Source organism: Salinispora fenicalii (assembly GCF_000514815.1).
Taxonomy (GTDB): Bacteria; Actinomycetota; Actinomycetes; order Mycobacteriales; family Micromonosporaceae; genus Micromonospora; species Micromonospora fenicalii.
Genome location: NZ_AZWQ01000021.1, coordinates 1 through 25,347 on the forward strand (window position 1 = coordinate 1; position 25,347 = coordinate 25,347).

Annotated in this window: 23 protein-coding genes and 2 pseudogenes; 15 read left to right on the forward strand and 10 right to left on the reverse strand. The window is 68.7% G+C overall.

What is annotated here, in order from left to right; genetic code table 11:
- Positions 1 to 721 precede the first annotated feature (721 nt).
- The gene (locus B116_RS26580; protein WP_155255743.1) at positions 722 to 1,777 is read left to right on the forward strand and encodes a Clp protease N-terminal domain-containing protein; all 1,056 of its coding nucleotides are present in this window, start codon (positions 722 to 724) and stop codon (positions 1,775 to 1,777) included.
- A 482-nt stretch (positions 1,778 to 2,259) separates the two neighbouring features.
- Here B116_RS26580 and B116_RS0111040 read toward each other — a convergent pair whose 3' ends face one another.
- The 4 genes and pseudogenes from B116_RS0111040 to B116_RS0111055 form a co-directional block, all read right to left on the reverse strand.
- A complete protein-coding gene (locus B116_RS0111040) occupies positions 2,260 to 2,466 on the reverse strand; it encodes a (4Fe-4S)-binding protein (protein ID WP_018722102.1) in 207 nt (68 codons plus the stop codon).
- 11 nt (positions 2,467 to 2,477) lie between these two features.
- Positions 2,478 to 3,776, reverse strand: coding sequence for a cytochrome P450 (locus B116_RS0111045; protein WP_027660123.1), 1,299 nt, complete (start codon positions 3,774 to 3,776; stop codon positions 2,478 to 2,480).
- A gap of 140 nt (positions 3,777 to 3,916) precedes the next feature.
- A pseudogene (locus B116_RS0111050) lies at positions 3,917 to 4,414 on the reverse strand (FtsX-like permease family protein); the annotation flags it as partial.
- Positions 4,415 to 4,421: 7 nt separating this feature from the next.
- Positions 4,422 to 4,946 (reverse strand): PadR family transcriptional regulator, encoded by a 525-nt coding sequence (locus tag B116_RS0111055; protein ID WP_018253657.1) that lies wholly within the window; start codon positions 4,944 to 4,946, stop codon positions 4,422 to 4,424.
- 140 nt (positions 4,947 to 5,086) lie between these two features.
- Between B116_RS0111055 and B116_RS0111060 the strand changes: the two genes are divergently transcribed.
- Together B116_RS0111060 and B116_RS0111065 are read left to right on the forward strand one after the other, a co-directional pair.
- Entirely contained in the window at positions 5,087 to 5,815 is a 729-nt protein-coding gene (locus tag B116_RS0111060; protein WP_027660125.1) for a Clp protease N-terminal domain-containing protein, read from the forward strand.
- A 23-nt stretch (positions 5,816 to 5,838) separates the two neighbouring features.
- Positions 5,839 to 6,540 carry a carbon-nitrogen hydrolase family protein gene (locus tag B116_RS0111065; protein ID WP_027660126.1) on the forward strand — a complete coding sequence of 234 codons (702 nt, stop codon included), beginning with the start codon at positions 5,839 to 5,841 and terminating at the stop codon, positions 6,538 to 6,540.
- A 103-nt stretch (positions 6,541 to 6,643) separates the two neighbouring features.
- On the opposite strand, the gene B116_RS0111070 is transcribed toward B116_RS0111065, so the two are convergent.
- From B116_RS0111070 to B116_RS28255, 3 genes and pseudogenes are all read right to left on the reverse strand, one after another.
- Positions 6,644 to 7,030: a VOC family protein gene (locus tag B116_RS0111070; protein WP_018722096.1), complete on the reverse strand. Its 387-nt coding sequence runs from the start codon at positions 7,028 to 7,030 to the stop codon at positions 6,644 to 6,646.
- Positions 7,031 to 7,402: 372 nt separating this feature from the next.
- A complete protein-coding gene (locus B116_RS0111075; RefSeq protein WP_027660127.1) occupies positions 7,403 to 7,669 on the reverse strand; it encodes a hypothetical protein in 267 nt (88 codons plus the stop codon).
- Positions 7,670 to 7,779: 110 nt separating this feature from the next.
- Positions 7,780 to 8,031 (reverse strand): annotated as a pseudogene (locus tag B116_RS28255) (DivIVA domain-containing protein); the annotation flags it as partial.
- 249 nt (positions 8,032 to 8,280) lie between these two features.
- Between B116_RS28255 and B116_RS0111085 the strand changes: the two are divergent.
- The 5 genes from B116_RS0111085 to ispG all read left to right on the forward strand — a co-directional run bounded on the left by B116_RS0111085 (position 8,281) and on the right by ispG (position 13,243).
- Entirely contained in the window at positions 8,281 to 9,162 is an 882-nt protein-coding gene (locus B116_RS0111085; RefSeq protein WP_027660128.1) for a helix-turn-helix domain-containing protein, read from the forward strand.
- Between the two features lie 4 nt (positions 9,163 to 9,166).
- Positions 9,167 to 9,454: a DUF397 domain-containing protein gene (locus tag B116_RS0111090; protein WP_027660129.1), complete on the forward strand. Its 288-nt coding sequence runs from the start codon at positions 9,167 to 9,169 to the stop codon at positions 9,452 to 9,454.
- A 145-nt stretch (positions 9,455 to 9,599) separates the two neighbouring features.
- Positions 9,600 to 10,811: a 1-deoxy-D-xylulose-5-phosphate reductoisomerase gene (gene dxr, locus B116_RS0111095; RefSeq protein WP_027660130.1), complete on the forward strand. Its 1,212-nt coding sequence runs from the start codon at positions 9,600 to 9,602 to the stop codon at positions 10,809 to 10,811.
- Complete coding sequence (locus B116_RS0111100) at positions 10,811 to 12,061, forward strand: M50 family metallopeptidase (protein ID WP_018722091.1); 1,251 nt, start codon at positions 10,811 to 10,813, stop codon at positions 12,059 to 12,061. Before dxr ends, B116_RS0111100 begins: the two co-directional genes overlap by 1 nt.
- Before the next feature lie 9 nt (positions 12,062 to 12,070).
- A complete protein-coding gene (gene ispG / locus B116_RS0111105; RefSeq protein ID WP_018722090.1) occupies positions 12,071 to 13,243 on the forward strand; it encodes a flavodoxin-dependent (E)-4-hydroxy-3-methylbut-2-enyl-diphosphate synthase in 1,173 nt (390 codons plus the stop codon).
- 24 nt (positions 13,244 to 13,267) lie between these two features.
- Here ispG and B116_RS0111110 read toward each other — a convergent pair whose 3' ends face one another.
- The gene (locus B116_RS0111110; RefSeq protein WP_027660131.1) at positions 13,268 to 14,152 is read right to left on the reverse strand and encodes an MmyB family transcriptional regulator; all 885 of its coding nucleotides are present in this window, start codon (positions 14,150 to 14,152) and stop codon (positions 13,268 to 13,270) included.
- 178 nt (positions 14,153 to 14,330) lie between these two features.
- Here B116_RS0111110 and B116_RS0111115 point away from each other — a divergent pair, with 178 nt between their 5' ends.
- Both B116_RS0111115 and B116_RS0111125 read left to right on the forward strand, forming a co-directional pair.
- A complete protein-coding gene (locus B116_RS0111115; RefSeq protein WP_018722088.1) occupies positions 14,331 to 15,083 on the forward strand; it encodes an SDR family oxidoreductase in 753 nt (250 codons plus the stop codon).
- 140 nt (positions 15,084 to 15,223) lie between these two features.
- On the forward strand, positions 15,224 to 16,063 hold the full coding sequence (locus B116_RS0111125) for a GNAT family N-acetyltransferase (protein ID WP_018722086.1): 840 nt from the start codon (positions 15,224 to 15,226) through the stop codon (positions 16,061 to 16,063).
- Positions 16,064 to 16,146: 83 nt separating this feature from the next.
- On the opposite strand, the gene B116_RS0111130 is transcribed toward B116_RS0111125, so the two are convergent.
- The gene (locus tag B116_RS0111130; RefSeq protein ID WP_027660132.1) at positions 16,147 to 17,139 is read right to left on the reverse strand and encodes a MerR family transcriptional regulator; all 993 of its coding nucleotides are present in this window, start codon (positions 17,137 to 17,139) and stop codon (positions 16,147 to 16,149) included.
- A 280-nt stretch (positions 17,140 to 17,419) separates the two neighbouring features.
- On the opposite strand from B116_RS0111130, the gene B116_RS0111135 reads away from it, so the two are divergent.
- From B116_RS0111135 to B116_RS0111150, 4 genes are all read left to right on the forward strand, one after another.
- Positions 17,420 to 17,965, forward strand: coding sequence for an RNA polymerase sigma factor (locus B116_RS0111135; protein ID WP_018722084.1), 546 nt, complete (start codon positions 17,420 to 17,422; stop codon positions 17,963 to 17,965).
- Complete coding sequence (locus B116_RS0111140; protein WP_027660134.1) at positions 17,962 to 18,945, forward strand: hypothetical protein; 984 nt, start codon at positions 17,962 to 17,964, stop codon at positions 18,943 to 18,945. The genes B116_RS0111135 and B116_RS0111140 overlap by 4 nt, the downstream gene beginning before the upstream one ends.
- A gap of 48 nt (positions 18,946 to 18,993) precedes the next feature.
- A complete protein-coding gene (locus B116_RS0111145; RefSeq protein WP_027660135.1) occupies positions 18,994 to 19,641 on the forward strand; it encodes a maleylpyruvate isomerase family mycothiol-dependent enzyme in 648 nt (215 codons plus the stop codon).
- A gap of 123 nt (positions 19,642 to 19,764) precedes the next feature.
- Positions 19,765 to 20,316, forward strand: coding sequence for a DinB family protein (locus tag B116_RS0111150; RefSeq protein WP_018722081.1), 552 nt, complete (start codon positions 19,765 to 19,767; stop codon positions 20,314 to 20,316).
- 135 nt (positions 20,317 to 20,451) lie between these two features.
- On the opposite strand, the gene B116_RS0111155 is transcribed toward B116_RS0111150, so the two are convergent.
- The gene (locus B116_RS0111155; protein WP_027660136.1) at positions 20,452 to 21,039 is read right to left on the reverse strand and encodes a hypothetical protein; all 588 of its coding nucleotides are present in this window, start codon (positions 21,037 to 21,039) and stop codon (positions 20,452 to 20,454) included.
- A 526-nt stretch (positions 21,040 to 21,565) separates the two neighbouring features.
- On the opposite strand from B116_RS0111155, the gene B116_RS0111160 reads away from it, so the two are divergent.
- Positions 21,566 to 25,255 (forward strand): ABC transporter ATP-binding protein, encoded by a 3,690-nt coding sequence (locus B116_RS0111160; RefSeq protein WP_027660137.1) that lies wholly within the window; start codon positions 21,566 to 21,568, stop codon positions 25,253 to 25,255.
- Positions 25,256 to 25,347: the final 92 nt, after the last annotated feature.

Consider the following 25,347-nt stretch of genomic DNA (forward strand, 5'->3'; position numbering starts at 1 on the left):
AGAAGAGGGTGTCGAGGACGCCCAACTGGGACGCTCCTGGCGGCCTGCCGTGGCGTGTGCTGGTGTCTGTCCGTGTTGCCGTCACTGTTGCCGTCAACCAGGTCCTGTGCCGAGGGCCGACACGGTTGCGCTCGATGAAAGCCCAGGTCAACGACATGCCATCGTAGGTCACTCTCCGTGCTGGCCGTGAGAATGCCACACGTACTATGTGGGGCCGCTGACAAACCGGTACTCGTACACAATTGCGGAAAGCGTCGGTCAGAAGGTGAATCCCAACAAGGTCCTGATTATGAGCCGAAGCACCTTAGGCATCATACGGGTGTAAATCGCATTCCATTTAAGCACGCAGTTGCTGGAGTCAGTGAGGGGGCTGGTGTAAAATGGTACGATAAGTTTCCCAAAAAGGTGCTCGGTGCCCTGCCGCAAGATTCTGTATCTGTTGGGGCGATGGACGTCGTTGGCAGTACCATATACGGTTTATCCTATGATAGGGAGGCATTTCAGGAATTCGGTGGAGGGTATCCAACAATGCATCGAGCGCCCGATAACTACAAAGGCAAACATCGCCGTAAGTGATCGGAGAAGGTTGGCGGATGTGCGGAGATGACCGGTGTCGGTAGAGATAGGTCGCGATTTCTATTGGGTGCTGCATGGGGCGTGTCGCGCAGCCCCGGCGCTCCGTCAGTCGGTGATTGGGACTGATACTGTACTGATCAGCACGATGAACAATTTTCCCGGATTTCGTAAAGTGCTGAATCCAGTCCGTGTCGAAAGCGCTGGCCGTGATTTCGTTCAGGGTGGTGGCATCAGTCGTACTCCTCTCTCGGTGGATGCGGAGTTGAGGCTAGACCGGACCATGAGGGAAGTGCACTGGAGGGCGTTCGGCTGGGCGGCGGCAGAGGCTTCATCAAGTTTGCCTCGTTGGGATGATGAAGTTGGAGTGGCCGTACGTCTAGCGATGGCGATTGCTGAGGCACGCGATGCGCCATGGGTGGGAGCCGACCACTTGCTGGAGGCGCTCCTGGCGGATTCGGCTAACGCGGCGAACAATTTTGTCCGTAAGCAAGGGGTGGATCTTGATCTTTTGACCGAGGTGGCACAACGGACCTGGCCGGTTCCTGGTGGGAGTCCACCGCGTCAAGCGCTTGTGGAGATGCTCAATCGAGTCGGTGTCCTTATTCAGCCAGGTCGAGAGAATCGTCGGCGGACAGCTACTCTGAAGGGGAGGGCGGCGGCCAGCGTCCTCCGATTAGTGGCTCAAACAAATCCCGTGCTTTTCCTCCTGGAGGACGAGGCCATCGCGGAAACGGTTCGCTTGGGACACGACCGAACAACATTGATTCACCTCATCCTGGCTGTCTTGGTTCTTGAGGAGGAGATGATGACAAGCGGGCTCTGTCCAACAGCCGGATACATGCAATCCTGTGACTTCGTGCTACGGCACTTTGGGATTGACCGAGAAGCTACTATTTTGGCCGCCGCGTCTAATCTTCAAGTAGGAGAAATTGCATCACCGCAGCGGCGTCGAAGCTGGCGAAGTAGCTCGAAAAACCCACCATGGACTGTGGCTGCTGTGCGGGCCGCCGAAGCAGCACGACTTATGGTATCTTCTGGTAATGGGGCTGCTTTGGGCAGCGCACACCTCCTGCATGCGGTTCTTGCCGATTCTGACAACTTGGGCCGAAGAGTATTAAGCGAGCAGTTCGTGGATACGGGTGCTGTGCAAGACCTGCTCGTCCGCCGCCTAGGGCTGGCGAGTAGCCCTGATGGTAGTTGAGATTAAATCTCCAGGGCCAAAGGGGATACCGGGCCGAATCTGCGCCACCCGCATCGCGGCGGTGGTCGCGGTGCGCTACTGCTTCACTGCTCCACCGAGGCAGTGGACGTTGTCGCGCGCAGACGAGATCAATCATCAGAAAGAAGTATGTGCCTCCGCTGGCCGTGGAGCTAAGTCCTTTGACGGGGACTGCGTAGATCTCGTTCTTTCTCACTTTCGGTGGTGACGGAAGGTGGTCGATGTCGTTGAGACCTTGTGTGCGAGATCGATGATCTTACGAAGATGGTGTTCTCAGGGTTGCTGCCGCTGGTGATCGACGACGTGACGGACGAGGGCAAGCATGTGAGGTCGGTAGGGCGGCCAGAGTTCAGATGAGATTAGCGGCCCGCTCGTAATTGATCGTCCATCGGAGAACCTGGTCGCCGCCCTCTGTTACCGCCGGATGTGAGACAGGGCTGCTTGCGAGACAGCCGCAGACGGCACTAACTGTCGCCCGGTTCCTCAATCAGGGAGAGCGCGCCTGATGGGCAGAGTTCGACGGCCTCGCGAGCGCGTTGTGCGGCTTCGCCTTCGGGGTGTTTGGTGATGAGCATGACGATGCCGTCGTCATGCTGGTCGAACACGGTCGGGTCGGTTAGGACGCACTGGCCGGCCCCGATACAGACGTCGGTGTTTGCCTCGATTCGCATGTGGTCCTCCGTTACCAGGCGACGGGGAGTTTTTCGGCGCCGTAGACGAACGCGTCGGACTTGAACGGGATGTCGTCGAGCGGTGCCGCCAGGCGGAGGGTGGGGATGCGGCGGAACAGGGTGTCGAAGACGATTTGCAGTTCCATGCGGGCCAGGGTTTGGCCGATGCACTGGTGTGGGCCGAAGCCGAAGGCGACGTGGTGGCGCGCGCCGCGTTCGAGGTCGATCCGGTCTGGGTCGGTGAAGACCGTCGGATCGTGGTCGGCGGCCAGCCCGGAGATGACGACTCCGTCGCCGGCGTTGATGGTGGTGCCGCCGAGTTGTACGTCCTCGGTGGCCACCCGGGCGGTGACCGTGTCGGCGATGGTGAAGTAGCGCAGTAGTTCCTCGACGGCCGGCGGCGTCTTCTCCGGGTCCTCTTTGATCATGGCTAGCTGGTCGGGGTTTTGGAGTAGCCCCACGACGCCGAGGGAGATCATGTTCGCGGTGGTTTCGTGACCGGCGATGAGCAGGAGGAAGGCCATACTGACCAGGCTCGTGCGGTCGAAGGTGCCGGCCGCGCGTTGCTTGGCGATCTGCCGGCCGAGCAGGTCGTCGGTGGGGTCGGTGACCTTACGGTCGATCAGCGCGCCGAGGTAGGTGTTCAGTTCCCGCTGGATGCGGGCCCGGACCTCCGGTGGTGTGTTGTGCCGGACCAGGGGGCCGCTGTGCGCCTGGAAGAAGTCGTGGTCAGCGTAGGGGACGCCGAGTAGCTCGCAGATGACCAGCGATGGCACCGGCAGCGACAGCGCTTCGACCAAGTCGGCGGAGCGTTGCTCCGAAGACAACATCTCGTCGATGTGCTGGTCGACGATCTGCTGGATCCGTGGCCGTAGCCCGGCCATCCGCCGGACGGTAAACTCGCCCATCAGGGCCCGCCGCGCCTGCGCGTGCTCGGCGCCATCCATGCCGAGCATGGAGGTGGGCTGGTCCTGCAACTGTTTCCTTGTCTCCGGGTCGGTGCTGACGAACGGGAAGTTGTCCCTGCGGCGGTCGGAGGAGAATCGCCGGTCGGCCAGGACAGCGCGTCCCAGCTCGTGCCCGGCGATCCACCATGCATCGCCGCCGTTCGTCAGGCGGACCTTGGTGATCGGGGAGTGTTCCCTGATCTGTTCGTATTCGGCGGGTGTGCTGAAGGGGCATCCGCGTGCGACGGGAAACTCGACGTCGGCGAGGTCGCCGGAGGCAGGCACTGACGTAGCGGTCGAGGAAGTCCCTGAGGGGGTGGTCGAGGAAGTCCCTGGCGTAGTGATCGAGGCAGTCTCTGGCATGGCGATCGTCACCTCGCAGAAGTGGATGTTGTTCCGCCTGCTCGGCCTCAGGCTAGTCGGACGGTGGCACTCCGTCCATGCCCGACCACCAATGGTGACGTTAGTCTGTCTACCCGGCCGGGCGGGCCGACAGTGGACACCTATCCGATCCGGATCGCTTCGATGGTGGTGCTCGTGCGCGCCGTACGGAAGGTGGCGATCACCGCGGTCGCGGCGAGCGCGAGGCTCGTGGCGAGGATCAGGTAGTAGGACGGAGGTAGCCAGGTGATCGTTCGTTCGCCTTCGGTGAGGCCGGCGACGATGCACCAGGCGCTGAGGATCCCGAGCCCGACGCAGAGTGCGAAGACCGTGGCGAGCGGCAGGGCTGCTTCGGCGACGATGACGCAACGTACCGTCAATGCGGGCATTCCCATGAGGCGGAGCAGGCCGAGTACCCGTTTGCGGTCCAGGATGGCGGCGATGCTGGAGACGGTGAGGGAGACCGCGGAGATCAGGGTGGCCACGAGCACGGCCAGGTGGCCGAGGTTGGCGTAGCGGTCGGCCCAGGTTCGCCACCGGGTGCCCTCGCGGTCGGCCTGGGTCATGGGCGGATACGACAGGCGTAGTTCGCTGCCAAGAATGGCGGTGCGGGCGCGTTCACCTTGTTCACTTTTTAACTTCGGCTTGTAGCTGGGAGAGGCGGGCCGCGGTCAGGTCGATCCAGCGCAGGTCCGCCTCGATGTGGAACAGGGCGTGGTCGCAGGCGAGGACGACGGCGAGGCCCGCTCCCCGCTTCTCGTTGGTCAACTCCCGCATCCGCGCCATGTGCCGGCTTCGTTGCAGGTCCAGCAGTCGGCCGGCATCGTCGCCGAGGAGTAGCGCGATGATTGTCTTGGCGAAGAGGTCGCTCTGCAGGGTCTCCGACGGCACCTCAGGAGTGAAGATCCACTCCAGCACCCGGGCACGGCCGGCGGGGGTGATCCCGTAGCGCTTGCGCTCGGGGCCGGCGCCGGCCTCAGCGCCGATCGCCACGATCCAGCCGTTGCGCATCAGCCGGGTCAGGGTGGTGTAGACCTGCCCGAAAGCCAGTGGTTTCTTCAGCCCGAACCAGCGGTCGTACCGGCCTTTCAGGTCGTAGCCATAGCTCGCACCGGTGCCCAGGAGGCCGAGGAGGGTCGTCGTGTTATCCACGTTCCGGACTATATGCACGCGGTATCTACACGTGCAATCTACTGTGGCTGGTGGTTCATCGAAGGGCGGCGGTCGCGGGGATTCTGGGTGAGCGTCAACTTGTGGTTGACGATGGCCATGCGTCAACTTATGGTTGACGCATGCCTGAACCATTGATGATTACCCACCCGGTACGCCTCGACGAGCTGATCGACCACATCAAGCAGGCGCACACCAGCGCACTGGACCAACTCGCCGACGCGGTCCTGGCCGGGGACCACCTCGGCGAGGTGGCCGACCATCTGATCGGTCACTTCGTCGATCAGGCCCGACGCTCGGGCGCCTCGTGGACCGAGATCGGCCGCAGCATGGGCGTCAGCAAGCAGGCCGCCCAGAAGCGTTCGGCGGCGAAGGTGGCGACGGCTGCGGCGCTGGAGTCGGATGGCGGCTTCAGCCGCTTCACCACCCGGGCTCGCAACGTCGTCGTCGCCTCCCAGGAGGAGGCGCGCGCCGCTGGAAACGCCGAGATTGGTCCGGCGCACCTGGCGTTGGGTCTGCTGGTCGATCTGGATGCGCTCGCCCCGCAGCTGATCAAGGCGCGCGGGGTGTCCCTGGACCGGCTCCGGGACGCGGTCGCGGCGACCCTACCGCCGCGCGTCGCGCAGGTCCCGGACCTGATCCCGTACGACGCACGAGGCAAGAAGGTGCTGGAGCTCACCTTCCGGGAGGGGCTTCGCCTCGGCCACAATTACATCGGTACCGAGCACATCTTGCTAGCCCTGCTTGAGGAGGAGGACGGCGACGGTGTGCTCACCGGCCTCGGCCTGGGAAAGGAAGGGGTGGAGGCCGCGATCCAGGGCGCACTCGCCGCGCTCACCCGCAAGGGCTAGGCGAGGCGGAGAGGGGAGACGTGATGGGGCAGCCGTTGCGCATCGCGGTGGCACAGCCACGATGCGTCGCGTACGACGTGTTGGTCAACGCGGAGGCGCACGCGGAGGCCGTCCGGGCGGCGGACGCGCGGGTGGTGGTGTTTCCCGAGCTGTCGCTGACCGGCTACGAGCTGGACGCGGCGCCGGTCGCTCCCAGCGACGAACGGCTGACCCCCATCGTCAACGCCTGTGCCGACATCGGGGCGCTCGCGCTCGTCGGTGCCCCGGTGCCGGGTCCGAGCATCGGCGTGCTGGCGGTGGACGGGGAGGGCGCGCGGGTGGCCTACCGGAAGGTCCACCTGCACGGTCCGGAAGCTCTCCACTTCGTCCCCGGCGAGCCGGCCGTGATCGACGTGGACGGGTGGCGGCTGGGGCTCGCCGTCTGCCGCGATACCGGCGTCCCCGAGCACGCCGCGCAGACGGTCGCGCTCGGGATCGACGGCTACGTGGCCGGGGTCGTCCACGCCGAGGACGAGGCCGAGCTGCACGGCGAGCGGGCCCGTCGGGTCGCCGCCGATCACGGTATCTGGGTGGCCACGGCGGCCTTCGCCGGTCCGACCGGTGGCGGCTTCGCCCGAACGTCCGGCCGCTCGGGCATCTGGTCCGCGGCCGGGGAACTGGTCGCCGAGGCGAGCTCTGCGCCCGATGATCTGGCCCGCACGGTCTTCGCCAGGAGTGTGCGCTGACCCGGCCCGGTCAGCACGGGTGATCTGCGGGTGACTGGTGGTTCCTCCTGGTCGACGGTGGGTGGTGCTGGATCATGCCCGGTCGGGGCGGAGTGGAGCTCACTCAGACGCCGGTGGTGATGCAGAACGGGTGACCGGCGGGGTCCAGCAGCACTCGCCAGCGATCCGGCTGTGGCTGGGTTGGGGGCTCGGTGGCGCCCAGGGCGAGTAGCCGGGTTTGGGCAGCGTCGAGGTCGTCAACGGCCAGGTCGAGGTGAGCCTGCTTCTCCTGGGATGGGTCCGGCCAGGTGGGAGGCGTGTATCCGGCCAGCCGACTGAAGCCGAGTCCGGGAACGCCCTCCTCGCCGAGGAGGGCGAACTCGTCGGAGGAGTAGGTGATGGGCAGGCCGAGAGCGGTGCTGTAGAAGCGTGCCAGCGCGATCGGGTCGGGGCAGTCGAAGGTGACGGCGACGTATCGGGCCGCAGCTGCCGAGGTTGCTTCGGTGCTCATGGCGGAGACGGTACTCCGGGGGTCATCGCGGGCAGGGATACCCCTGGAACGTCTTGAAGACGCTGCGGGTGCCGATCATGGTGGTGCACCTCTGGTGCTGCGGATGATCAATCGAGAACCGACTGTGCCGTAAGCATTAACCAGTATGAAACAAATACCAACTCAACTCTTCGTGTACGCCTTGCTTTCGGGATGCCTTGCATGGTGCAGGATTTGTCCGAATCCACTGACATTCCTGCTGGTGGTACCGGGTCTCCGGGCGACCGCGTGGCGAGCGGCCGTGGTAGGCAATGTGGGGGCATTGTCGACTATGGTGCGATCGCGCGTTCTATTGCTCCACGCCGAATCCTAAAGCTGGCGGCCCCAGCGGTATCAACGGCTCAAGTCGCATCGGTCTGCGGCGTCACCGCAGGGCCCGGCGTGATTAGCGCGGTGGCGGCAGCGGCCTGCTCCATCGAGCCGGATATCACACCAGACCCGGCTCCGCAGCGGCTGGCGGTCCTCCTCGCTGAGCGTGGTTTCGCCGAAGTCGAGGACAGTGACGTGGGCGAGGGAGTCGCGGAGCGCCGTGGCGAGGCGGACCGCATCGTCCTGGTTGGTGAGTGTGGTGGGCAGGTGCAGTACCCAGCGCGCGGCCATCCGCGCTACCCGCTGTTGGCTGTGCCGGGAGCGCGATACGTGCTGGTGTTCCCCATCCGGCGAGCGTGGGTTGCGTCGGTAGCGTGCGGCGCGTCGGTAGCCCGTGGCGCGTCGGTAGCGTTCGGCGCGTCGGTGTGGTGGCAGCAATCGGTGTGCCGGGACTGCCACTGGCGCAGGGCCTGTCGGATCCGTTCTGCCTCGGTGTTCGCGGTGGTCAGATCGCGGTGCAGCCGGTCGATCTCGTCGGCGATCCGGCTCAGGTACTCGTGCACCTGCTTCGGGTCGAGGCCCCGTCGGCGGACGTCAAAGATGGCGCTGCGGAGCTGGTACGCGCGCAGCCGGTCCTCGCTCGGGTAGATCATCGCTGGGCCGCCTTCGGGCACGCGACCGAACCATCGCCGATGGTCTCCATGGGTACTCCTTCTGGTTGCTGTCGAGGCCGGGGCGGGCACCTGGATGAGGTGGAGGGAGGCGCCCGCCCCGGGTGACCGCCGCCAATATGTGGCCGTCCCAGACAAGATTTATTGCAACTCTGGATTGATGCAATGCCTCGCGAGAGGATGCGGACCAAGGGATGAGGTGCCTAACGCGACGACAGTAAAGGAGATGGCGTGGACGATTCGGGGAGCACCGTTCCGCGTAGGCAACTCGGGAGATATCTGAGAGAGCTTCGAGAAAACGCGTATGTCACGGTGTCGGCCGCCGCGAAGGAACTGGAGTGGTCGGCGCCGCGGATCTGGCGGTACGAGACTGGCCAGGTCCCCATGCATCCCAACGATGTGGAGGCAATGTGCCGGGTCTACGGGGCGGCCCGGGAGACGATCGAGACGATGCGGGCGCTGGCCCGGGAGACCAAGGCGCACGGCTGGTGGCACAGCTACGGCTCGGCGATCAAGGACTGGTTCAAGCTCTTCGTTGGCCTGGAAGCCGCCGCGACCCGGATCCGACACTATGAGGTCAACCTTGTACCGGGCTTGTTGCAGACCGTGGAGTACATGACCGAGGTGATCGCCACCGATCACCCGCAGCTCAGTGCGGCGGAGCGCCAGGCGAAGGTGGAGGTCCGCCTGCACCGGCAGCGGTTGTTGGCTCGGGCGATCCCCCGGGCGCCCCAGCTCGACGTGGTGCTGAACGAGGCGGTGCTGCGACGGCCGCTGCGCGACCGGTCGGCGATGGTGCGCCAACTCGAGGCACTGCTCGTCACCGGGGAGCGGCACAACGTCGGCCTCCGGGTGCTGCCGCTGAGCGCCGGGGTGTTCCGCTGGGCGCAGGCGGGCACCTTCACCATGCTGGAGTTCCCGACCGACGTGCGGGAGCCGGAGCCGACCACCATCTATATGGACGGGCCGTGCGGGGCGGCCTACCTTGACAAGGCCCACGAGATCCAGACCTACGAGGACGCCTGGCGCTCGCTCAGCGAGCGAACGCGGGGTGTTGCCGAGTCCCGTGAGTTGATCGCGGCGATTGCGAGGGAGATGACCGATGAGGCGTGACGGGGTGTGGCGTAAGTCGTCCCGATCCGGTGGCGAGGGAAACTGCGTCGAGGTGGCGGCGTTCGCCGCCCCGGCCGGCGCACGGAATAGCGCTGTCGGCACAGGAGACGGCGTTGTCAGCGCACGAGACGGGGCTGTCGGCACAGGAGACGGGGCTGTCGGCGCATGGGAAGGCGTTGTCGGCGTACGGGACAGCAAGGACCGGCCGGGGCCGGCGCTGAGCTTCGACTCGGCGGCCTGGGCCCGGTTCGTCGCCGCCGTCCCGGCCGGGGAGCGCGACCACCAGCTCTGAGCTGCTGCTGACCGGTGTCGGCCAGGATGCCGGCGCCGGTCTGCGGCGGAGCGGTTTAGGCGCCCGACGGGGTGCCGGCACCGGCCTTCGGCGCGTCGGCTGAGGCTCCCGGCGGGCGCCGAATCGGCTGGGGAACAATGGCGGGGTGACTTCTCCCCGCGACGTCGTGTTGCTCGGCTCCACCGGTTCGATCGGCACCCAGGCCATCGACATCGTGCGCCGTAACCCGGACCGGTTCCGGGTGGTGGCGCTCGGCGCCGGTGGTGGCAACGTCGGGTTGCTTGCTGAGCAGGCCCTCGAGCTCGGCGTGGAGGCGGTCGGCGTGGCGCGGGCGTCCGCCGCGCAGGATCTCCAGCTCGCCTTCTACGCGGAGGCGAGCCGCCGTGGCTGGGCCCGGGGCGAGGTCAAGCTGCCGAAGATCATCGCCGGGCCGGACGCGATGAGCGAGCTGGCCCAGTGGCGTAGCGACGTGGTGCTCAACGGGGTGGTCGGCTCGCTCGGGCTCGCGCCGACCCTGGCCGCGCTGCGCGCCGGACGTACCCTCGCCCTGGCCAACAAGGAGTCGCTGGTGGCCGGCGGCCCCCTGGTGCGGGCCGCGGTGACCCGACCGGGGCAGATCGTCCCGGTCGACTCCGAGCACACCGCGCTCGCCCAGTGCCTGCGCTCCGGGTCCCGTCCCGAGGTACGCCGGTTGCTCGTCACCGCCAGCGGCGGCCCGTTCCGGGGGCGGCGGCGCGACGAGTTGACCCAGGTCACGCCGGAGCAGGCGCTCGCCCACCCGACTTGGAACATGGGGCCGGTCGTCACGATCAACTCCGCCACGATGGTGAACAAGGCGTTGGAGGTGATCGAGGCGCACGAGCTCTTCGACGTGCCGTACGCCGACATCACCGTGCTGGTCCACCCGACCTCGGTGATCCACTCGATGGTCGAGTTCGTGGACGGCTCCACCATCGCCCAGGCCAGTCCGCCGGACATGCGGCTGCCGATCGCGCTCGGCCTCGGTTGGCCGGACCGGGTCGCCGACGCCGCCCCCGCCGTTGACTGGACAACCAGTCACACCTGGGAGTTCGCACCGCTGGATGACGACGCGTTCCCGGCGGTCGCGCTCGCCAAGGCGGCCGGCGAGGCCGGGTGCTGCCGGCCGGCGATCTACAACGCGGCCAACGAGGAGTGTGTCGCGGCGTTCGTCGCCGGACGGCTGCCGTTCCTCGGCATCGTCGACACCCTGGAGCAGGTGCTGGCCGAGGCACCCGACTTCGGTGAACCAGGTACCGTCGAGGACGTGCTCGCGGCCGAGTCGTGGGCGCGCGGGCACGCGCAGACAATCATCGAGAAGTCAGTGGAAGGAGCTTGATGGCCTACCTGCTCGGGGTGACGCTCTTCGCCCTCGCCATCCTGATCTCGGTGAGTCTGCACGAAGCGGGGCACCTGCTGACGGCGAAGGCCTTCGGCATGAAGGTGACCCGCTACTTCGTCGGCTTCGGCCCGACCCTCTGGTCGTTCAAGCGGGGTGAGACGGAGTACGGCCTCAAGGGCATTCCGCTCGGCGGCTTCTGCAAGATCGTCGGGATGACCCCGCAGGACGACGACGTCGACCCGGCCGACCAGCCGCGGGCGATGTGGCGGTTCCCGGTCTGGAAGCGGACGATCGTGATGTCCGCCGGCTCGATCACGCACTTCGCGCTGGCCCTGATCGCGCTCTGGATCATCGCGATCACCGCCGGCCTGCCCAACCCGAACTTCCCGAGCACCCTGGCGCAGGTCCGGCAGGAACCGGCGGTCATCCAACTCGCGAGCTGCGTCGTCCCGGAGAACGAGGCCCGCGCCTGCACCGACGCCGACCCGGCCAGCCCGGCCGCGCAGGGCGAGCTGCGCGACGGCGACCAGATCACCGCGGTCAACGGCACCCCCGTCACCAGCTACGGTGACCTGCTCGTCGCCCTGCGCGCCCAGCAGCCGGGGCAGCCGGCGCAGGTCGACTACCTGCGCGACGACCAGCCGGGCAGCACGACCGTGACGCTCGGGCAGACCCAACGCCCGCCGCTGGACGACCCGGAGGGCACCGTCGGGCCGGTCGCCGCGCTCGGCGTCGGGCTCATCCCCAGCACCCCCAGTCGGATCGAGTACGGTCCGATCGGCGCCATCGGCGGCACCGCCGAGTTCACCGGCACCATGGCGGTGAACACGTACGAGGCGATGAAGCGGATCCCGCAGAAGGTCCCGGCGCTCTGGACGGCGATCACCGGTGGCGAGCGGGACGTGGACACCCCGATCAGCGTGGTCGGCGCGAGCCGGATCGGCGGCGAGGCGGTGGAGAACGACGCCTGGCTGCTCTTCTTCATGCTCTTCGTCTCGCTGAACTTCTTCATCGGCGTGTTCAACCTGCTGCCGCTGCTGCCGCTGGACGGCGGGCACATCGCCATCGCCTGGTTCGAGCGCGCCCGCTCCTGGGTCTACGCCGGGCTGCGCCGCCCCGACCCGGGCCGGGTCGACTATCTCAAGCTGATGCCCGTGACGTACGCGGTGATCCTGATCGGTGGCGCGTTCACGCTGCTGACCGTCACCGCGGACGTCGTCAACCCGATCACGCTCTTCACAAGGTGAGTGCCTGAAGTGACCGCTGTCAGTCTCGGTATCCCCGCCGTACCGCCGCCGCCGCTCGCGCCCCGTCGCACGAGCCGCAAGATCATGGTCGGTTCGGTGCCGGTCGGTGGGGGCGCACCGGTGTCGGTGCAGTCGATGACCACCACGCTCACCGCCGACGTGAACGCCACGCTGCAGCAGATCGCCGAGCTGACCGCCGCCGGCTGCCAGATCGTCCGGGTCGCCGTACCCAGCCAGGACGACGTCGAGGCGTTGCCGGCGATCGCCCGCAAGTCGCAGCTCCCGGTGATCGCCGACATCCACTTCCAGCCCCGGTACGTCTTCGCCGCGATCGAGGCGGGCTGCGCGGCGGTACGGGTGAACCCGGGCAACATCCGGCAGTTCGACGACAAGGTCAAGGAGATCGCGAAGGCCGCCGGCGACGCGGGCGTACCGATCCGGATCGGTGTGAACGCCGGCTCGCTGGACAAGCGACTGCTGGCCAAGCACGGTAAGGCGACCGCGGAGGCGCTGGTCGAGTCGGCGCTCTGGGAGTGCTCGCTCTTCGAGGAGCACGGCTTCCGAGACATCAAGATTTCGGTGAAGCACAACGACCCGGTGGTGATGGTCCGGGCCTACCGGCAACTCGCCGAGGCGTGCGACTACCCGCTGCACCTCGGGGTCACCGAGGCAGGGCCGGCGTTCCAGGGCACCATCAAGTCGGCGGTGGCCTTCGGCGCGCTGCTCGCCGAGGGGATCGGGGACACCATCCGGGTGTCGCTCTCCGCCCCACCGGTGGAGGAGATCAAGGTCGGCGCCGCGATCCTGGAGTCACTCGGCCTGCGCGAGCGCGGTCTGGAGATCGTCTCCTGCCCGTCCTGCGGCCGGGCCCAGGTCGACGTGTACAAGCTCGCCGAGGAGGTCACCGCCGGCCTGGAGGGGCTGCCGGTGCCGCTGCGGGTCGCCGTGATGGGCTGCGTCGTCAACGGCCCCGGTGAGGCCCGGGAGGCCGACCTGGGGGTGGCCTCCGGCAACGGCAAGGGCCAGATCTTCGTCAAGGGCCAGGTCATCAAGACCGTCCCGGAGGGTCAGATCGTGGAAACCCTCATCGAGGAGGCGCTTCGCCTCGCCGAGGAGATGGGCGCCGAACTCCCCGAGGAGTTGCGGAGCCTGGCCGGCAGCGCCACCGTGACCGTGCACTGATCGGCCCTTCGGGGCGGAGGGCTCTCAGGTGTCGGCGGGCGCGGGCGGGTGCCCGACGAGGTCCGGAACACCCTCGACGAGGTCCTGGACACCGATGACGGCGAGCAGTCGCAGCTGCTCGACGGCGGGACTGCCGGCCGGCGCGGTGAAGAACAACAGGCGTTGCCGACCATCCTCGCTGAGCAGGTTCTGGCAGTTGACGTCGATCACACCCAGGGTGGGATGGACGATACGTTTGCGTTCACCCCGGCGGACGGCCACGTCGCCGGTGTCCCAGAGGGCGGCGAAGTCGGGACTGCTTCGCCGGAGGCGGGTGACCATGTCGGTGGCCCGCTGGTCGTGATGGCGGCGGGCGACCGCGGCCCGCAGATCCGCGACGAGGACCCTGGAGTGATGCGGATGGTCCTCGGGCGGGTAGATGGATCGGCTACGTGGATCGGTGAACCAGCGGTAGACGAGGCTGGCGGCCGGGCCGGTGGCGGCGGGCTGGCGTCCCAGGAGCGCCACCGCGAGCGGATTCTGCACGACGGTCTCGTGTAGGTCGGTGATGATCTGCGCCGGTGTGGTGTCCAGCCGGTCCAGCAGCGCGAGCAACGCCGGTGGCACGTGTTCGGTCCCGCCACCGGTGGCTGGAGCCGGTCGGCCCGCGAGGTGGAACAGGTAGTCGCGTTCGTCGGCGTCCAGCCGCAACGCCCGCGCCAGCGCGGCAAGCATCTGGGGCGACGGCTGCGCGCCGCGACCGCGTTCGAGCTCGACGTAGTAGTCCACTGACGCACCAGCGAGGTGGGCGACCTCGTCGCGGCGTAGTCCGGGCACCCGCCGACGGGGCCCGGCCGGCAAACCCACCTCGGCAGGGGTGATCCGCGCCCGCCGGGTCCGCAGGAAGACGCCCAGTTCAGCAGTGTTCACCTGTTCAGTCTGACCCTGCACCCGGGGGTTAGCCAGGGGACGGCAACCCCCGGGTAACGGGCACCTGGTTCCGTTTCGCGTGCTAGAGCACGGTAGAGGACGTACGCGACGGGCCGGCGCTGACCGGTCTCCCCGACCCTCGGCCCCGGCTCGTGGGCTGAGAGAAAGAGGAACGGACATGGCAACCAGCACGGGTGAGGCGGTCGGTGCCCGCGTGGCCCTCGTGACCGGAGGTTCGGGCGGTATCGGAAGCCGGGCCGCCATGCGGCTGGCCGAGGACGGGTTCGCCGTCGTCGTTGGCTACACGGCAAACCGGCCCGCCGCGGATACGGTAGTCGAGGAGATCACCGCGAGCGGTGGAGCCGCGGTCGCCGTCGGCGTGGATGTGGCTGACGAGCAGGCGGTGGACGCCGTATTCGATACGGCCGAGAACAGGTTCGGCGGAGTCGACGTGGTCGTGCACGCGGCAGCGCGGATGCGCCTGTCCCCGATTGCCGATCTTGATCTGGCCGAGCTCGACGACATGCACCGGACGAACATCCGTGGCACGTTCGTGGTGGCGCAGCAGGCCGCCCGGCGGGTTCGCGACGGTGGTGCGGTGATCACCTTTTCCAGTTCCGTCGTCGGGCTGGCCTTCCCCGAGTACGGGGCCTACAGCGCGAGCAAGGGTGCCGTGGAGGCGTTGACGCTGATCCTGGCTCGGGAACTGCGCGGTCGGAACATCACCGTCAACGCGGTCGCGCCCGGTCCGACTGCGACCGAACTGTTTCTTCAGGGCAAGGACGAGGCCACGATCGCCCGACTGGAGGCCCAGCCACCGCTGGAGCGCCTCGGCACCCCGGAGGACGCGGCCGAGGTCGTCGCCTTCCTGGCCGGGCCCGGTCACTGGATTAACGGACAGGTCGTGCGAGCCAACGGCGGCATCATTTAAGAACATCGACGTGACTAGTCGACCTGTACGACGTGAACGTGCTGGGCATCCAGCGTCGGTTGTCGGAGTTCGAGCAGTTGACCGACCCGGGTGACCCGGTCGGCCAACGCCGGCTCCGTTGATCTGGCAGGCTGAAAACCGTGCTGACGACGCCGGTACGGCAACTCGGGGAATCGGAGCGTCGCGCAGTTGAGCAACTGCTCGACCTCGACCCGTACGCGGGCGCACAGGTCGCCGAGCGGGTCGCCGCGCGCGGGCTCGGCTGGTGGCGGTCCGAGGGCCGGGTCCTCGGCTACGGCCCCCGTCGAAACCTGGAATCCGTCTGCTGGCTGGGCGGCAACCTCACCCCGGTGCTCGCGACCGAGCCGGCGATCGCCGCCTACGCCGACCTGCTCGCCGGGCAGGAGCGGCTCTGCTCGTCGATCGTCGGCCGGGCCGACGCGGTGCTCGGCCTCTGGGAACGGCTCGCCTCGACCTGGGGCCCGGCCCGCGACGTCCGCCCCAACCAGCCCTTGCTCGCCACCGACACCGTGCCCGCTGTGGCCCCGGACCCGCAGGTGCGCCACGTACGCCGCAACGAGGTGGATCGGCTCTTCCCGGCCGCCGTGGCCATGTACACCGAGGAGGTCGGGGTCTCGCCGTTGACCGAGGACGCCGGGCGCGGTTACTACCGTCGGGTCCAGGACCTGGTTCGGGCCGGTCGGGCGTACGTCCGCTTCGTTGACGGCGAGGTCGTCTTCAAGGCCGAACTGGCGGTGGTGACCCGGCGCACCGCCCAGGTGCAGGGGGTCTGGGTGGCCCCCGAGTGGCGGGGTCGGGGGATCGCCGCGGCGGCGATGGCCGCCGTCGTCCGGGACGCGCTGCACCGCTGTGCGCCCACGGTTAGCCTCTACGTCAACGACTTCAACCAGGCCGCCCGGCGGGTCTACGAGCGCTGCGGCTTCCGCCCGGTGGGCACCCTGGCCACCGTCTTGTTCTGAGCGAGTAACCCGCAGCCAACCGCTGGATCAGCCCCCGCCGGCAGCTCCGGCGCAATACCGGCACGACCCTGCGCCGCGAAGCGTCAGCGAGGAGGCAGGGCGGATGCGCGCAGTGCCGCGGCTAGCCACTCCCACGGGAACTGCTCCTGCGGCGCGTTGTTCACGGTCGTGACCAACGCCATGTACCGGTCGAACGGACCCTCCGGCTGCGGCGGCGTGCGGTCCCACTCCGCACCCGCCAGCATGTGGTCAGCCGCCTGGATCCGGAACTCAGGAGTGTCGGGTGACCCGGGGCTGTCTGGCGTTGCGAAGACGCCGGTCAACCACCCGATCCATTGGTCGGCGATCTCCCGCCCCCGTGGCGAGTCCGGTGGCACCTGCTCTCGCGACGCGTCCATCGCGGCCTGGCTGATCGGCGTGGCCGCCTCCAGGCTGTCCAGCATCGGCGACGAGGTCATCAGCGGCCCGGCCCCGGTGGTGCATGCCTCGTACAGCTGACGGCGTACGGCCTGCCGCGCCTCGTTGTCCTGGACCAGCTCGGCCAGCTCGATCCACGCCTCCAACTGGGCTGTGGCGGGATAGTCGGGCAGTTCCGGCCGCACCGCCCGCCACCACTCAGTCATCCGTTCCGGCGGCTCCCAATCGGTGCAGACCTCGGTCCAGAACTCGTCTATCAACTGGTGGCGCTCCTCGTCCGACAGTCCGACCAGCTTGTGCATCAGCAATACCTGCTCGGCCGTGGAGTCCTGTTTGAGGATCGTCGACAGCACCGCGCGACGCCTGCGCAGCCCCGCCTCCTGTCGCTCCAACAGGGCCAGGTGGGTGGCGGCCAACTCGCGCAACGTCGCCTCACCGGCCAGCACCCGCCGGATTTCGCCCAAGCCGGCACCGAGCTCCCGTAGCGTCCGGACCAGTTCCAGCCGAGCGATGGCCGACACGTCGTACAGGCGGTGGCCGGCCGCGGTACTGGCGGAGGGCGTGACGACACCGACGTCCGCGTAGTACCGGACGGCGCTGATGCTCAGGCCGGTCCGCCGGGCGACATCCCCGATTGGGTACAGCTTGTTCATGTCCATGCGGCTCACCTTGCAATCTCCAGCGGCTTGAGATGCAAGTGCTGGTCCAGCACCTCTGACGAGAGCTTCACCCCCGGTGTGTCCGTCGGCGACCCTGAGGCACGCCACCAACCGGCGGCGAGTGAGACGCAGACAGCGTGAACCCCAGGACGGCGACCGGGCATGAGGAAGTGTGACCACTGAACCAGGGTTGCAAACCCGTCAACGTGAACCGGGGAGCCCTACGGCTGGCAGATCGTCGCCCGCCGACGGACTCCCGGTCGACCAGCCCCCGGACGAGGTGCTGATCCAGCAGTCCCTGCTGGTAGCGGAGAGGTTCGGGCCGCTGTTCGACCGGCACGCCAGCGCCGTACACCGGTATCTGGCCCGGCGGATCGGATCGGACGCCGACGACCTGTTGGCCGAGACGTTCCTGATCGCGTTCCGGCGACGAGCGACGTACCGGAAGCTGCACGTCAACGTACGTCCCTGGCTGTTCGGCATCGCCACCAACGTGCTGCGCCGACACGCGCGTCAGGAGAAGCGGCGGTACCGGGCCCTGGCCCGGGTCCCAGTGGATCCCGGCGGCGAGGCGTACGCCACCGACGATGCGCTCGGGCGGCTGGACGCCCAGTCCCTGCGCCGGGACCTGGCCGCCGCGCTGGCCGTGCTCAAGCGGGGCGACCGCGACGTCCTGCTCCTGTCCGCGTGGGCGGAGCTGTCGTACAACGAGATCGCGGCGGTGCTGGACATCCCCGTCGGCACCGTTCGCTCCCGCCTCAACCGGGCGCGACGGGTGACCCGTGCGGCCCTCAGCATCACGATCACCAGCGAGGAACGCGCATGAACGAGATCGCTCTGCTGCAGGAACATGGTCCCGATTCGGCACCCGCCACCGAGAGCGTGCTGAACTCCGCCCGCCACCGTCTGTTGACCGAGATCGCCGACGCGTCCGGCGAACCCCGGCAGCGGTGGGCGGGACTGCACCGCCAGCACGGCTTCCGGCGGGCCCGGGTACTGGCCATGACTGTCATCGCGGCCAGTGCGCTCTTCGTCTTCTCGGTGGTGGTCGGTGGTGTGATATCCGCCGAGCAGTCGCGGGACCGTACGCCGACCGCTGTCACCCTCGTCGCGTTCCAGATGCCGGTCTTCCCGCTCGCCCTCGATCCGGTGCCGGCTGGTCTGACGGCTCCGTTTTTTGATTTGGACGGTCGCTTCCTCGCCGGGTACAGGGCGACGGATGGGGAGAGCGGTGTGAACTTGATTGTTTATGACCGGCGCCCCGATCCCCGCGAGACCACCAGACCGGTGAGCGTGCACGGCCAACGCGGCGAGTTGTGGGAGGACCGTTCGCAGAATGGGCCCACCCATGTGTCAGTGATGTGGGAGTGGGAGCCGGGCCAGTGGGCGCAGGTCACGGGCCGAGGCCGGTTTAGCACCGAGGCGGCTGTCCTGGCCCTCGCGGACACGGTCGTCGAGCGGCCACAGGAGGTGCCGTTGCAGGTCCGCCTCGCGCCGGTGGGCTGGGAAGTGTTCGCCTTCAAGGACGACCGGATTCTCACCCTGAAGGACGAGAACTCGGACGCCACGATGAACGTGCATTTGGCTGAGCGGCCCCAGCCGGACCTTCTGGGCAACATCATGGGGGCCCAGGAGGTGAGTACGGTCCAGGTCGACGGCCGGGAGGCCCACCTCGTCCGGGCCGACGAGATCTGGTTCCTCCAGGTCCCGCTGCCGGACGGCTCGGTGTTCAACCTGCAGGCGCCGCTCTTCATGACCGCGGATCAGGTCGTGGCCATCGGCGAGCAGGTGACCGTGGAGCGTTGACACCCCCGGCGAGCCCGCAGTGTCAGTCCCTGCTGCTTGGGTGGCGGCATGAATAGTCGGCACGCCGCGGTGTGGACTGTCGTTCACCACGAGCGCGCGGCTCTCGTGCGCAGCCTGGAGACCCTGGGGACCGAGCAGTGGGCTGCTCCGACCGCCTGCCCCGGATGGGATGTCCACGACGTCGTGGCCCACCTGGTCGACACCGCGAAGACGACGCGGCTCAGCTTCGTCCGAGACATGGTCACCGCCCGCTTCGACTTCGACCGTCAGAACGAGGTGGGTCTCGCCCGCGAACGGTGCGAGGACCCGGTGGACACCCTCGCCGCCCTCCGTGCGGTCGTGACCCACACCAGCACCCCACCGGCCGCGATCGTCACCCGCCTCGTCGAGGCATTCGTCCATGGTGAGGACATCCGACGGGCAGTGGGGCTTCGCGGTGAATACCCGGTCGAGCAGGTGGCGGCGGCGCTGACCTTCCAACTACGGACGACGGTGAAGCTGGGCGGCGGCAAGGAGCGTGTGAGTGGGCTGCGGTTGGTCAGCTCGGACGCTGCCGTCGACAGTGGAGTCGGGCCCGAGGTACGGGGTTCGGCTCTCTCCCTCCTGCTCGCGGTCTCCGGTCGGCCGGTTATACCCGACGAGCTCACCGGGCCCGGAGTCGCGACCCTCATCGAGCGCGTCACCTCCGGACGGTGACCCAGGTGGTGCCCGCGATCATGCCGAGCCGAAAGCGGGCGCTCGGCATCTCGGGGCTGGCCATCCCGGGCAGGCCTGCGGGCGCTGTTGCCCGGCCACTGGCCAGTCGAGCAGACTCCATTCATGGGTGATCAGTGGGAGGGCAAGGGCTTCGGCTGGCAAAACATGTTCGTCCCGCCTGCGCAGGACCCACGGGACCAGGACACCGCCCACGGCGAGCGAGACGTGCTCCTCCGCTACCTGAGCTTTCAGCGGCAGACGTTGCGGCTCAAGTGCGCGGGGCTGACACCAGAGCAGCTTGCGAACCCCGTGGTACCTCCGTCGGAGCTGACGCTGCTGGGGCTCGTCCGGCACCTGGCCGCGGTCGAGCACGGGTGGTTCCAGCGGGTGATGCAGGGCGACCGCGGTCCGCGCCCCTTCCGCCCCAACGGAGTGCACAGCGAAGAGTTCACCTTTCCGATGCCCACGGACTCCGACGTCGAGGCGGCATTCCAGGAGTGGCAACGGCAGTGCGATGCCGCCGACGAGTTCGTGGCGCGAATGGAGCTGGACGCCCGGGGAGCAGACGATGTGGAGCTACGTGAAGTCCTGGTCCACCTGATCGAGGAGTACGCCCGCCACCTGGGCCATGCCGACCTTCTTCGCGAGTGCATCGATGGGCGCAGAGGGCAGTAGCTAGATGTCCAGGCCGTCCCGGAGACGACTGTTGGCCGGCACCCTGGTTCGGGTGCCGGCCAACAGCTTCTTTCCCCCTTGTGTGGGTTAGGTCTGTGGGTGGGGGTTTGTTTGTGCCTGGTGGTGTGGGTGGGGTCAGCTGGTCCAGTGCTCGGCGACGAGGTCGGCGGCCTGGGTCTCCCACTGGGCGTAGTGGAACGGGTAGGCCGACACCTGTACCGTCTGGGCGGCCTCGGTCAGGGGCATGTCCTGCCAGCCCTCGACCTGCTTCAGCCCGTCCAGGAACGCGGTGGTGGAGTAGGCGGGGTCGGTGATCTGTTCCACCGTGCCCCAGCCGGATGACGGGCGCTGCTGGAACAGGCCCTGCGAGTCGTGGTCGTTGCGGTCACCCAGGTGTCCCAGGTTCTCCAGCTTCGACTCCTGCAAACTGGTAGCGATCGCCACGACCGCGGCGCGCTCGTCCATGTCGGCGTTCTTCGTGGCCTCGATGATGGCCTTCACATTGCCGGTCTGCTCGTCACCCAGGTCGATACGCGACTGCTTGCCCTGGGTGCCGTGCGGGATCAGCGTGTCCATGTCCGGCTTCGCGACCTGAACGGCTGCGGCGGCCGGGGNGGGGGTGGGGGTGGTGTCGGTGAGGGTGGCCAGGGGGCCGGCGACGACACCGGTGGACAGGGCCAGACCAGCAATACCAAGCACACTACGACGCAGAATCGTGTTCATCAGGGGNTGCTCCATTCGGGGGTCGACACCCGTCACGCACGCCCGAAGGGGGGTTCGGGCGGCAAAGGGGTGCAAGCACCGTCCGGCGCTCAAAAGAACAAGAAGAGAAGAGGGGGTCGGCTACCGCGGCCCTCACCAGGGAGGCACACACATACGGCGCCGGGTCCAGATGTAACGACCGGCCGCCCACCACCATTCCCGGGGGGCTGACCCGGCTGGCATCCGCCATCGGCGGGGCACCTGCTCGGTCGTACGCAGGGTGTAACGCCCCGACGGCCGCCGGGATTCCGCCCCCACGATGTCCCCGGTCACACCGCAAGCGGGCATTAATCGGACGCCAGTGAATTGTGCGCTGAAGGGCCCCAGACAACGCGCAACGTGATCCGCTGCCGATCCGGGACTCGCAGTCAGCTTGGCTGGCGTCCCGACGGGTGCGCCCGGTTCGGCAGGGTCAAAATGCGTTGAGAGACGGGTGCCCACCGGGCGAGGCTGGGCGTTCCAGCGCCGCTCGTCGTTAGGTTTTCCCGTGCGCCTGCTCCGTGACCTGTGGGCCACCGCGCCCCGCCGCATGACGATCGTGGGCATCCTGGTCCTGCTCGGCGCCGGCGGTCAGGCCGCTGCCGCCGCGTTGGCCGGGCCGGTTCTGGTGCACCGCTCCGTCGGTGCCTTCGCCCTGCTCGCGGTGGCGCTGGTCGCCGCCGTCGTCAGCGCTCTCGTGGTCAATCTGGTGCTGGCGGGGGTGACGGCCGACTGGTCCGCCGCCGTCCGGCGCCGGCTCTGCCGGGTCGCCTTCGGGCAGGACCTGCCCACCTTGGAGGCGACCCCGGTCGGCGAGCTGCTAGACCGGATCGACGGCGACGTCTACCAGGTTGCCGCCGGAATCCGAGCGCAAGGCATCCGCATCGCCCAGATGCTGACCGCGGGCCTGCTCTCCGCAGTCGTCGCACTGGGCGTCTGGTGGCCGGCCGGGCTGACCATGCTGCTGCTCGCCGGCGTCCTGGCCGTCGGCCTACGCCGGCCCACCGCGCGCATTGTTCCCGGCCGAATGGCCGAGGAAGCGGCCTGGTCCGACCTGGCCGCGGTGATGGAGGAGGCCGTCCACGGCCAGGATGACGTGCGGACCAGCCTCGCCCAGCCGTACGTGCTGCGGCTCTGGGCCACCCGGGCGGCGGCCGTGCTCGCCCGGGGGATGCCGGTGTGGCGGATGTCGGCCCGGGTCACCACCACCGCGGTCGGCGTCACCAGCGTCGGGATCGCCGCGGTGGTGCTCGCGGGAGCGTGGGCGCTGACCAGCGGTCGGGTGGACGGCGCCCGGCTGACCGCCGTGTGGCTGCTCGCCATCGCTTACGGCGCGACCGTCGAGCACGTCAGCCGGCTGGTGCCGGAGATCCAGTACGCACTCGGTGCCTGGGGCCGCGTACGGCTGCTGGCGGGTTCCCCGCAGGAGCCGGTGGGCGGGCTGGTCCCGGTGGACGGCGATCTGACGGTGCGCGGTCTGACCTTCCGGTATCCGGCGGCCGAAGGCAGCCGTGGGCCGGCCCTGCGCGACATCCACCTCACCTTCACCCGTGGTCGTTCGTACGCCCTGGTCGGCCGGACCGGTTCGGGTAAGTCCACGCTGGCGAAGGTGCTCACCCGGGCGGTTGACGTGCCGGCCGGGACAGTCCTGCTTGGCGGCCATGATCTGCGCGACATCGATGTCGAGAAGCTGCGCCAATGGGTGGCGGTGGTGCCGCAGCGTACCGAGATTCTGGCCGGCACCCTCGCGGAGAACATCGCCCTCTTCGACCCGGGCTTGCTCGACGCCGCCGCCGATGCCCTGCGCGAACTGGGCCTCGACGGCTGGGCCGCCGAACTCCCCGACGGGCTGCGGACCCGGCTCGGCGAGGGTGGGCACGTCCTCTCGGCCGGTCAGGAGCAACTGGTCGCGTTCGCCCGGATTCTGGTGCGGGACCCGCACGTGGTGATCCTGGACGAGGCGACCGCCCGGCTCGACCCGGTCACCGAGGCGCGGGTGCAGGCGGCCACCGAACGGCTGCTGCGCGACCGGATCGGCATCGTCATCGCGCACCGGCTCTCCTCGGTCCGACACTGCGACGAGGTGGTGGTGCTGGCCGATGGCGCGGTGTTGGAGGCCGGGCCGCTGCGGGAGTCGGGGCGTTTCGCTGAGCTGCTGGCCATCAGCGACGCCGCTACCAGCGACGCCGGCACCCGCGACGCCGGCATCTCGGCCGTCGTCCCCGTCAGCACCAGTGTCCACGCGCCCGTCCAGGTTGGCAGCGGTGGCCCTAGCCCCACCAGCGGCGTCGGCGCTGGGATTGGGTTGCTGGACGGCCCGAAGCCGGATGCCGGGCCCGAACTCGGCCCGGTCGTCGCCCCGGCGAAGCCCACCTCGCCGCTTCCCGCGGACCTCTCACCAGCGGGAGCCGCGCCACGCACAGCAGCACCCACTCTGGATCTCTCGTCATCAGCCGTGGATGTCTCGCCGCCAGGCGAGGAGCGCCGGCCGCCGGCTACGGACGCCTCACCGGCGGTGGCGTCCCTTGGTCGGACGCTGCGGGAGCTCTGGCGGCTGCTCCGCAACGACCCACGGTACGGGCTGGCGGCCATGGCGCCCTTCATGGTGCTGGTGTTGGTCGGCCTGGATGGCCCGGTGCTGCCGTGGCTCTGGGCGGACGTGGTCGACGGCGTCGGTGAGCCGTGGCTGCCGGCGCTCGGCATCGCGGCCGGGCTGCTGGTCACGCTGCCCTTCCACTGGTACACGATGTTGTGGTTCCAGACCTGGTGGGTGCGGCAGATGCTGCGGATCAACCTTCGGCTGGTGCATGGGCAGACCGGGCCCCGGCGGGTCAGCGGCTACACCCCCGCCGAGGTGGTCGCCCAGGGCGGTGACACCGAACGGGTTGTGGAGCTCGCCGACAACGTGGTGGACCAGTTCTTCGGCCTGGCCCTGCTGGTGGCGATGACCGTGATCTCCGGCAGCGTCGTACCCGGGCTCTTCTTCCTCGGGACGATGGTGGTGTCCGCGCTGGTGGCCATCCTGTTCGGCCCGGCTCTGGAGCGCAGCGCACGGGCGACGGTGACGGCGCGGGCCGCGTACGCGACCGCGCTGGTCTCCGGGCTCTCCGCCGCGCGGACGGTGAAGCTGGCCGGCGCGACTGGGCCGGTGCTCGACCACCTCGCCGACCTGGATGCGATCCGCAGCGAGCGTCAGCGGCGGGAGATCACCATCCAGGTGTGGTCCCGCTCCACGCCATCGGTGGTCAGCGGGCTGTTACCGATCGGCGCGTGGGCGCTGTTCCTGGCCGGTGTTCTGTCGGCCGGCGCGACCCTGGTCGCCGTCTCCACCCTCGTCGCGGCGCGCTGGATCGCCTGGACCGCGGCGTCGCTGCTCTCCCAGGTGCCGTCGGCTCGGGTGTGGACCCAGCGGACGGTGGCGATGACCGGGGCGCCGGCGTACTCGGCGGGGCTGCCGGGGGTCGACCCGGCCGCCGGTACCGCTCCGGCGCCGCTGGCGCCGGCCCGGCACCCACTGCGTCGGCTCGAGTTGGCCGGGTTCGGGGTCCGCCACCCGGACGGGGTGGTGGCGGTCCGCGATGTCGATCTGACGGTCGAACGCGGCCAGCTCGTCCTGGTGGTCGGTCCGGTCGGGTCGGGCAAGTCGTCGCTGCTGCGGGCCCTCGCCGGGATCGTGCCGCACACCGGCCGGGTGAGGTGGAACGGCGTGCCGGTGGCCGAGCCGGAGCTGTTTCTCCGCCCGCACCAGGTGAGCTACGTCGGTCAGCAGCCCCGGGTGCTCTCCGGGACGGTCGCCGACAACATCACCCTCGGCTATCCGGTGGATGCCGCCGCGGCGGCATCCACCGCCCAGCTCGAGCCGGACCTGGCGGCCTCCGGGGCCGGTCTCGGGCTGGTCATCGGGCACAAGGGCACCCGACTCTCGGGCGGGCAACTGCAGCGGCTCGCCCTGGCCCGTGCACTCGCCCCGGGGAGCGAGCTGCTGGTCGCCGACGACGTCTCCTCCGCGTTGGATGTCACCACGGAGCTGGCGCTCTGGGCGGCGCTGCGACGGCACGGGGTCACCGTGCTGGGGTCGACCTCGAAACGGGCGGCGCTGCTCCGTGCCGACCATGTCCTGGTGCTGGAGGATGGCCGGGTGGCCGCCCAGGGCCGCTGGTGTGAGCTGGCGGCCCAGTGGTCCCACCTGGCCGGCTGACAGGAAAGGCCCGGGTGCTGGGCGCGGGGTGCCGGCCGAGTCGGTCGGGACCTATACCGGCCGAAGCGGCCGGGTCGGTCGGGTCGGCCGGG

Excerpts from the sequence above, each read along its gene's own strand:
- B116_RS26580 (WP_155255743.1), top strand. The coding sequence starts at position 722 with ATGAACAATTTTCCCGGATTTCGTAAAGTGCTGAATCCAGTCCGTGTC.
- B116_RS0111040 (WP_018722102.1), bottom strand. The coding sequence starts at position 2,466 with ATGCGAATCGAGGCAAACACCGACGTCTGTATCGGGGCCGGCCAGTGC.
- B116_RS0111045 (WP_027660123.1), bottom strand. The coding sequence starts at position 3,776 with ATGCCAGAGACTGCCTCGATCACTACGCCAGGGACTTCCTCGACCACC.
- B116_RS0111060 (WP_027660125.1), top strand. The coding sequence starts at position 5,087 with ATGCCTGAACCATTGATGATTACCCACCCGGTACGCCTCGACGAGCTG.
- B116_RS0111065 (WP_027660126.1), top strand. The coding sequence starts at position 5,839 with ATGGGGCAGCCGTTGCGCATCGCGGTGGCACAGCCACGATGCGTCGCG.
- B116_RS0111070 (WP_018722096.1), bottom strand. The coding sequence starts at position 7,030 with ATGAGCACCGAAGCAACCTCGGCAGCTGCGGCCCGATACGTCGCCGTC.
- B116_RS0111075 (WP_027660127.1), bottom strand. The coding sequence starts at position 7,669 with ATGGCCGCGCGCTGGGTACTGCACCTGCCCACCACACTCACCAACCAG.
- B116_RS0111100 (WP_018722091.1), top strand. The coding sequence starts at position 10,811 with ATGGCCTACCTGCTCGGGGTGACGCTCTTCGCCCTCGCCATCCTGATC.
- B116_RS0111115 (WP_018722088.1), top strand. The coding sequence starts at position 14,331 with ATGGCAACCAGCACGGGTGAGGCGGTCGGTGCCCGCGTGGCCCTCGTG.
- B116_RS0111130 (WP_027660132.1), bottom strand. The coding sequence starts at position 17,139 with ATGGACATGAACAAGCTGTACCCAATCGGGGATGTCGCCCGGCGGACC.
- B116_RS0111140 (WP_027660134.1), top strand. The coding sequence starts at position 17,962 with ATGAACGAGATCGCTCTGCTGCAGGAACATGGTCCCGATTCGGCACCC.
- B116_RS0111145 (WP_027660135.1), top strand. The coding sequence starts at position 18,994 with ATGAATAGTCGGCACGCCGCGGTGTGGACTGTCGTTCACCACGAGCGC.
- B116_RS0111150 (WP_018722081.1), top strand. The coding sequence starts at position 19,765 with ATGGGTGATCAGTGGGAGGGCAAGGGCTTCGGCTGGCAAAACATGTTC.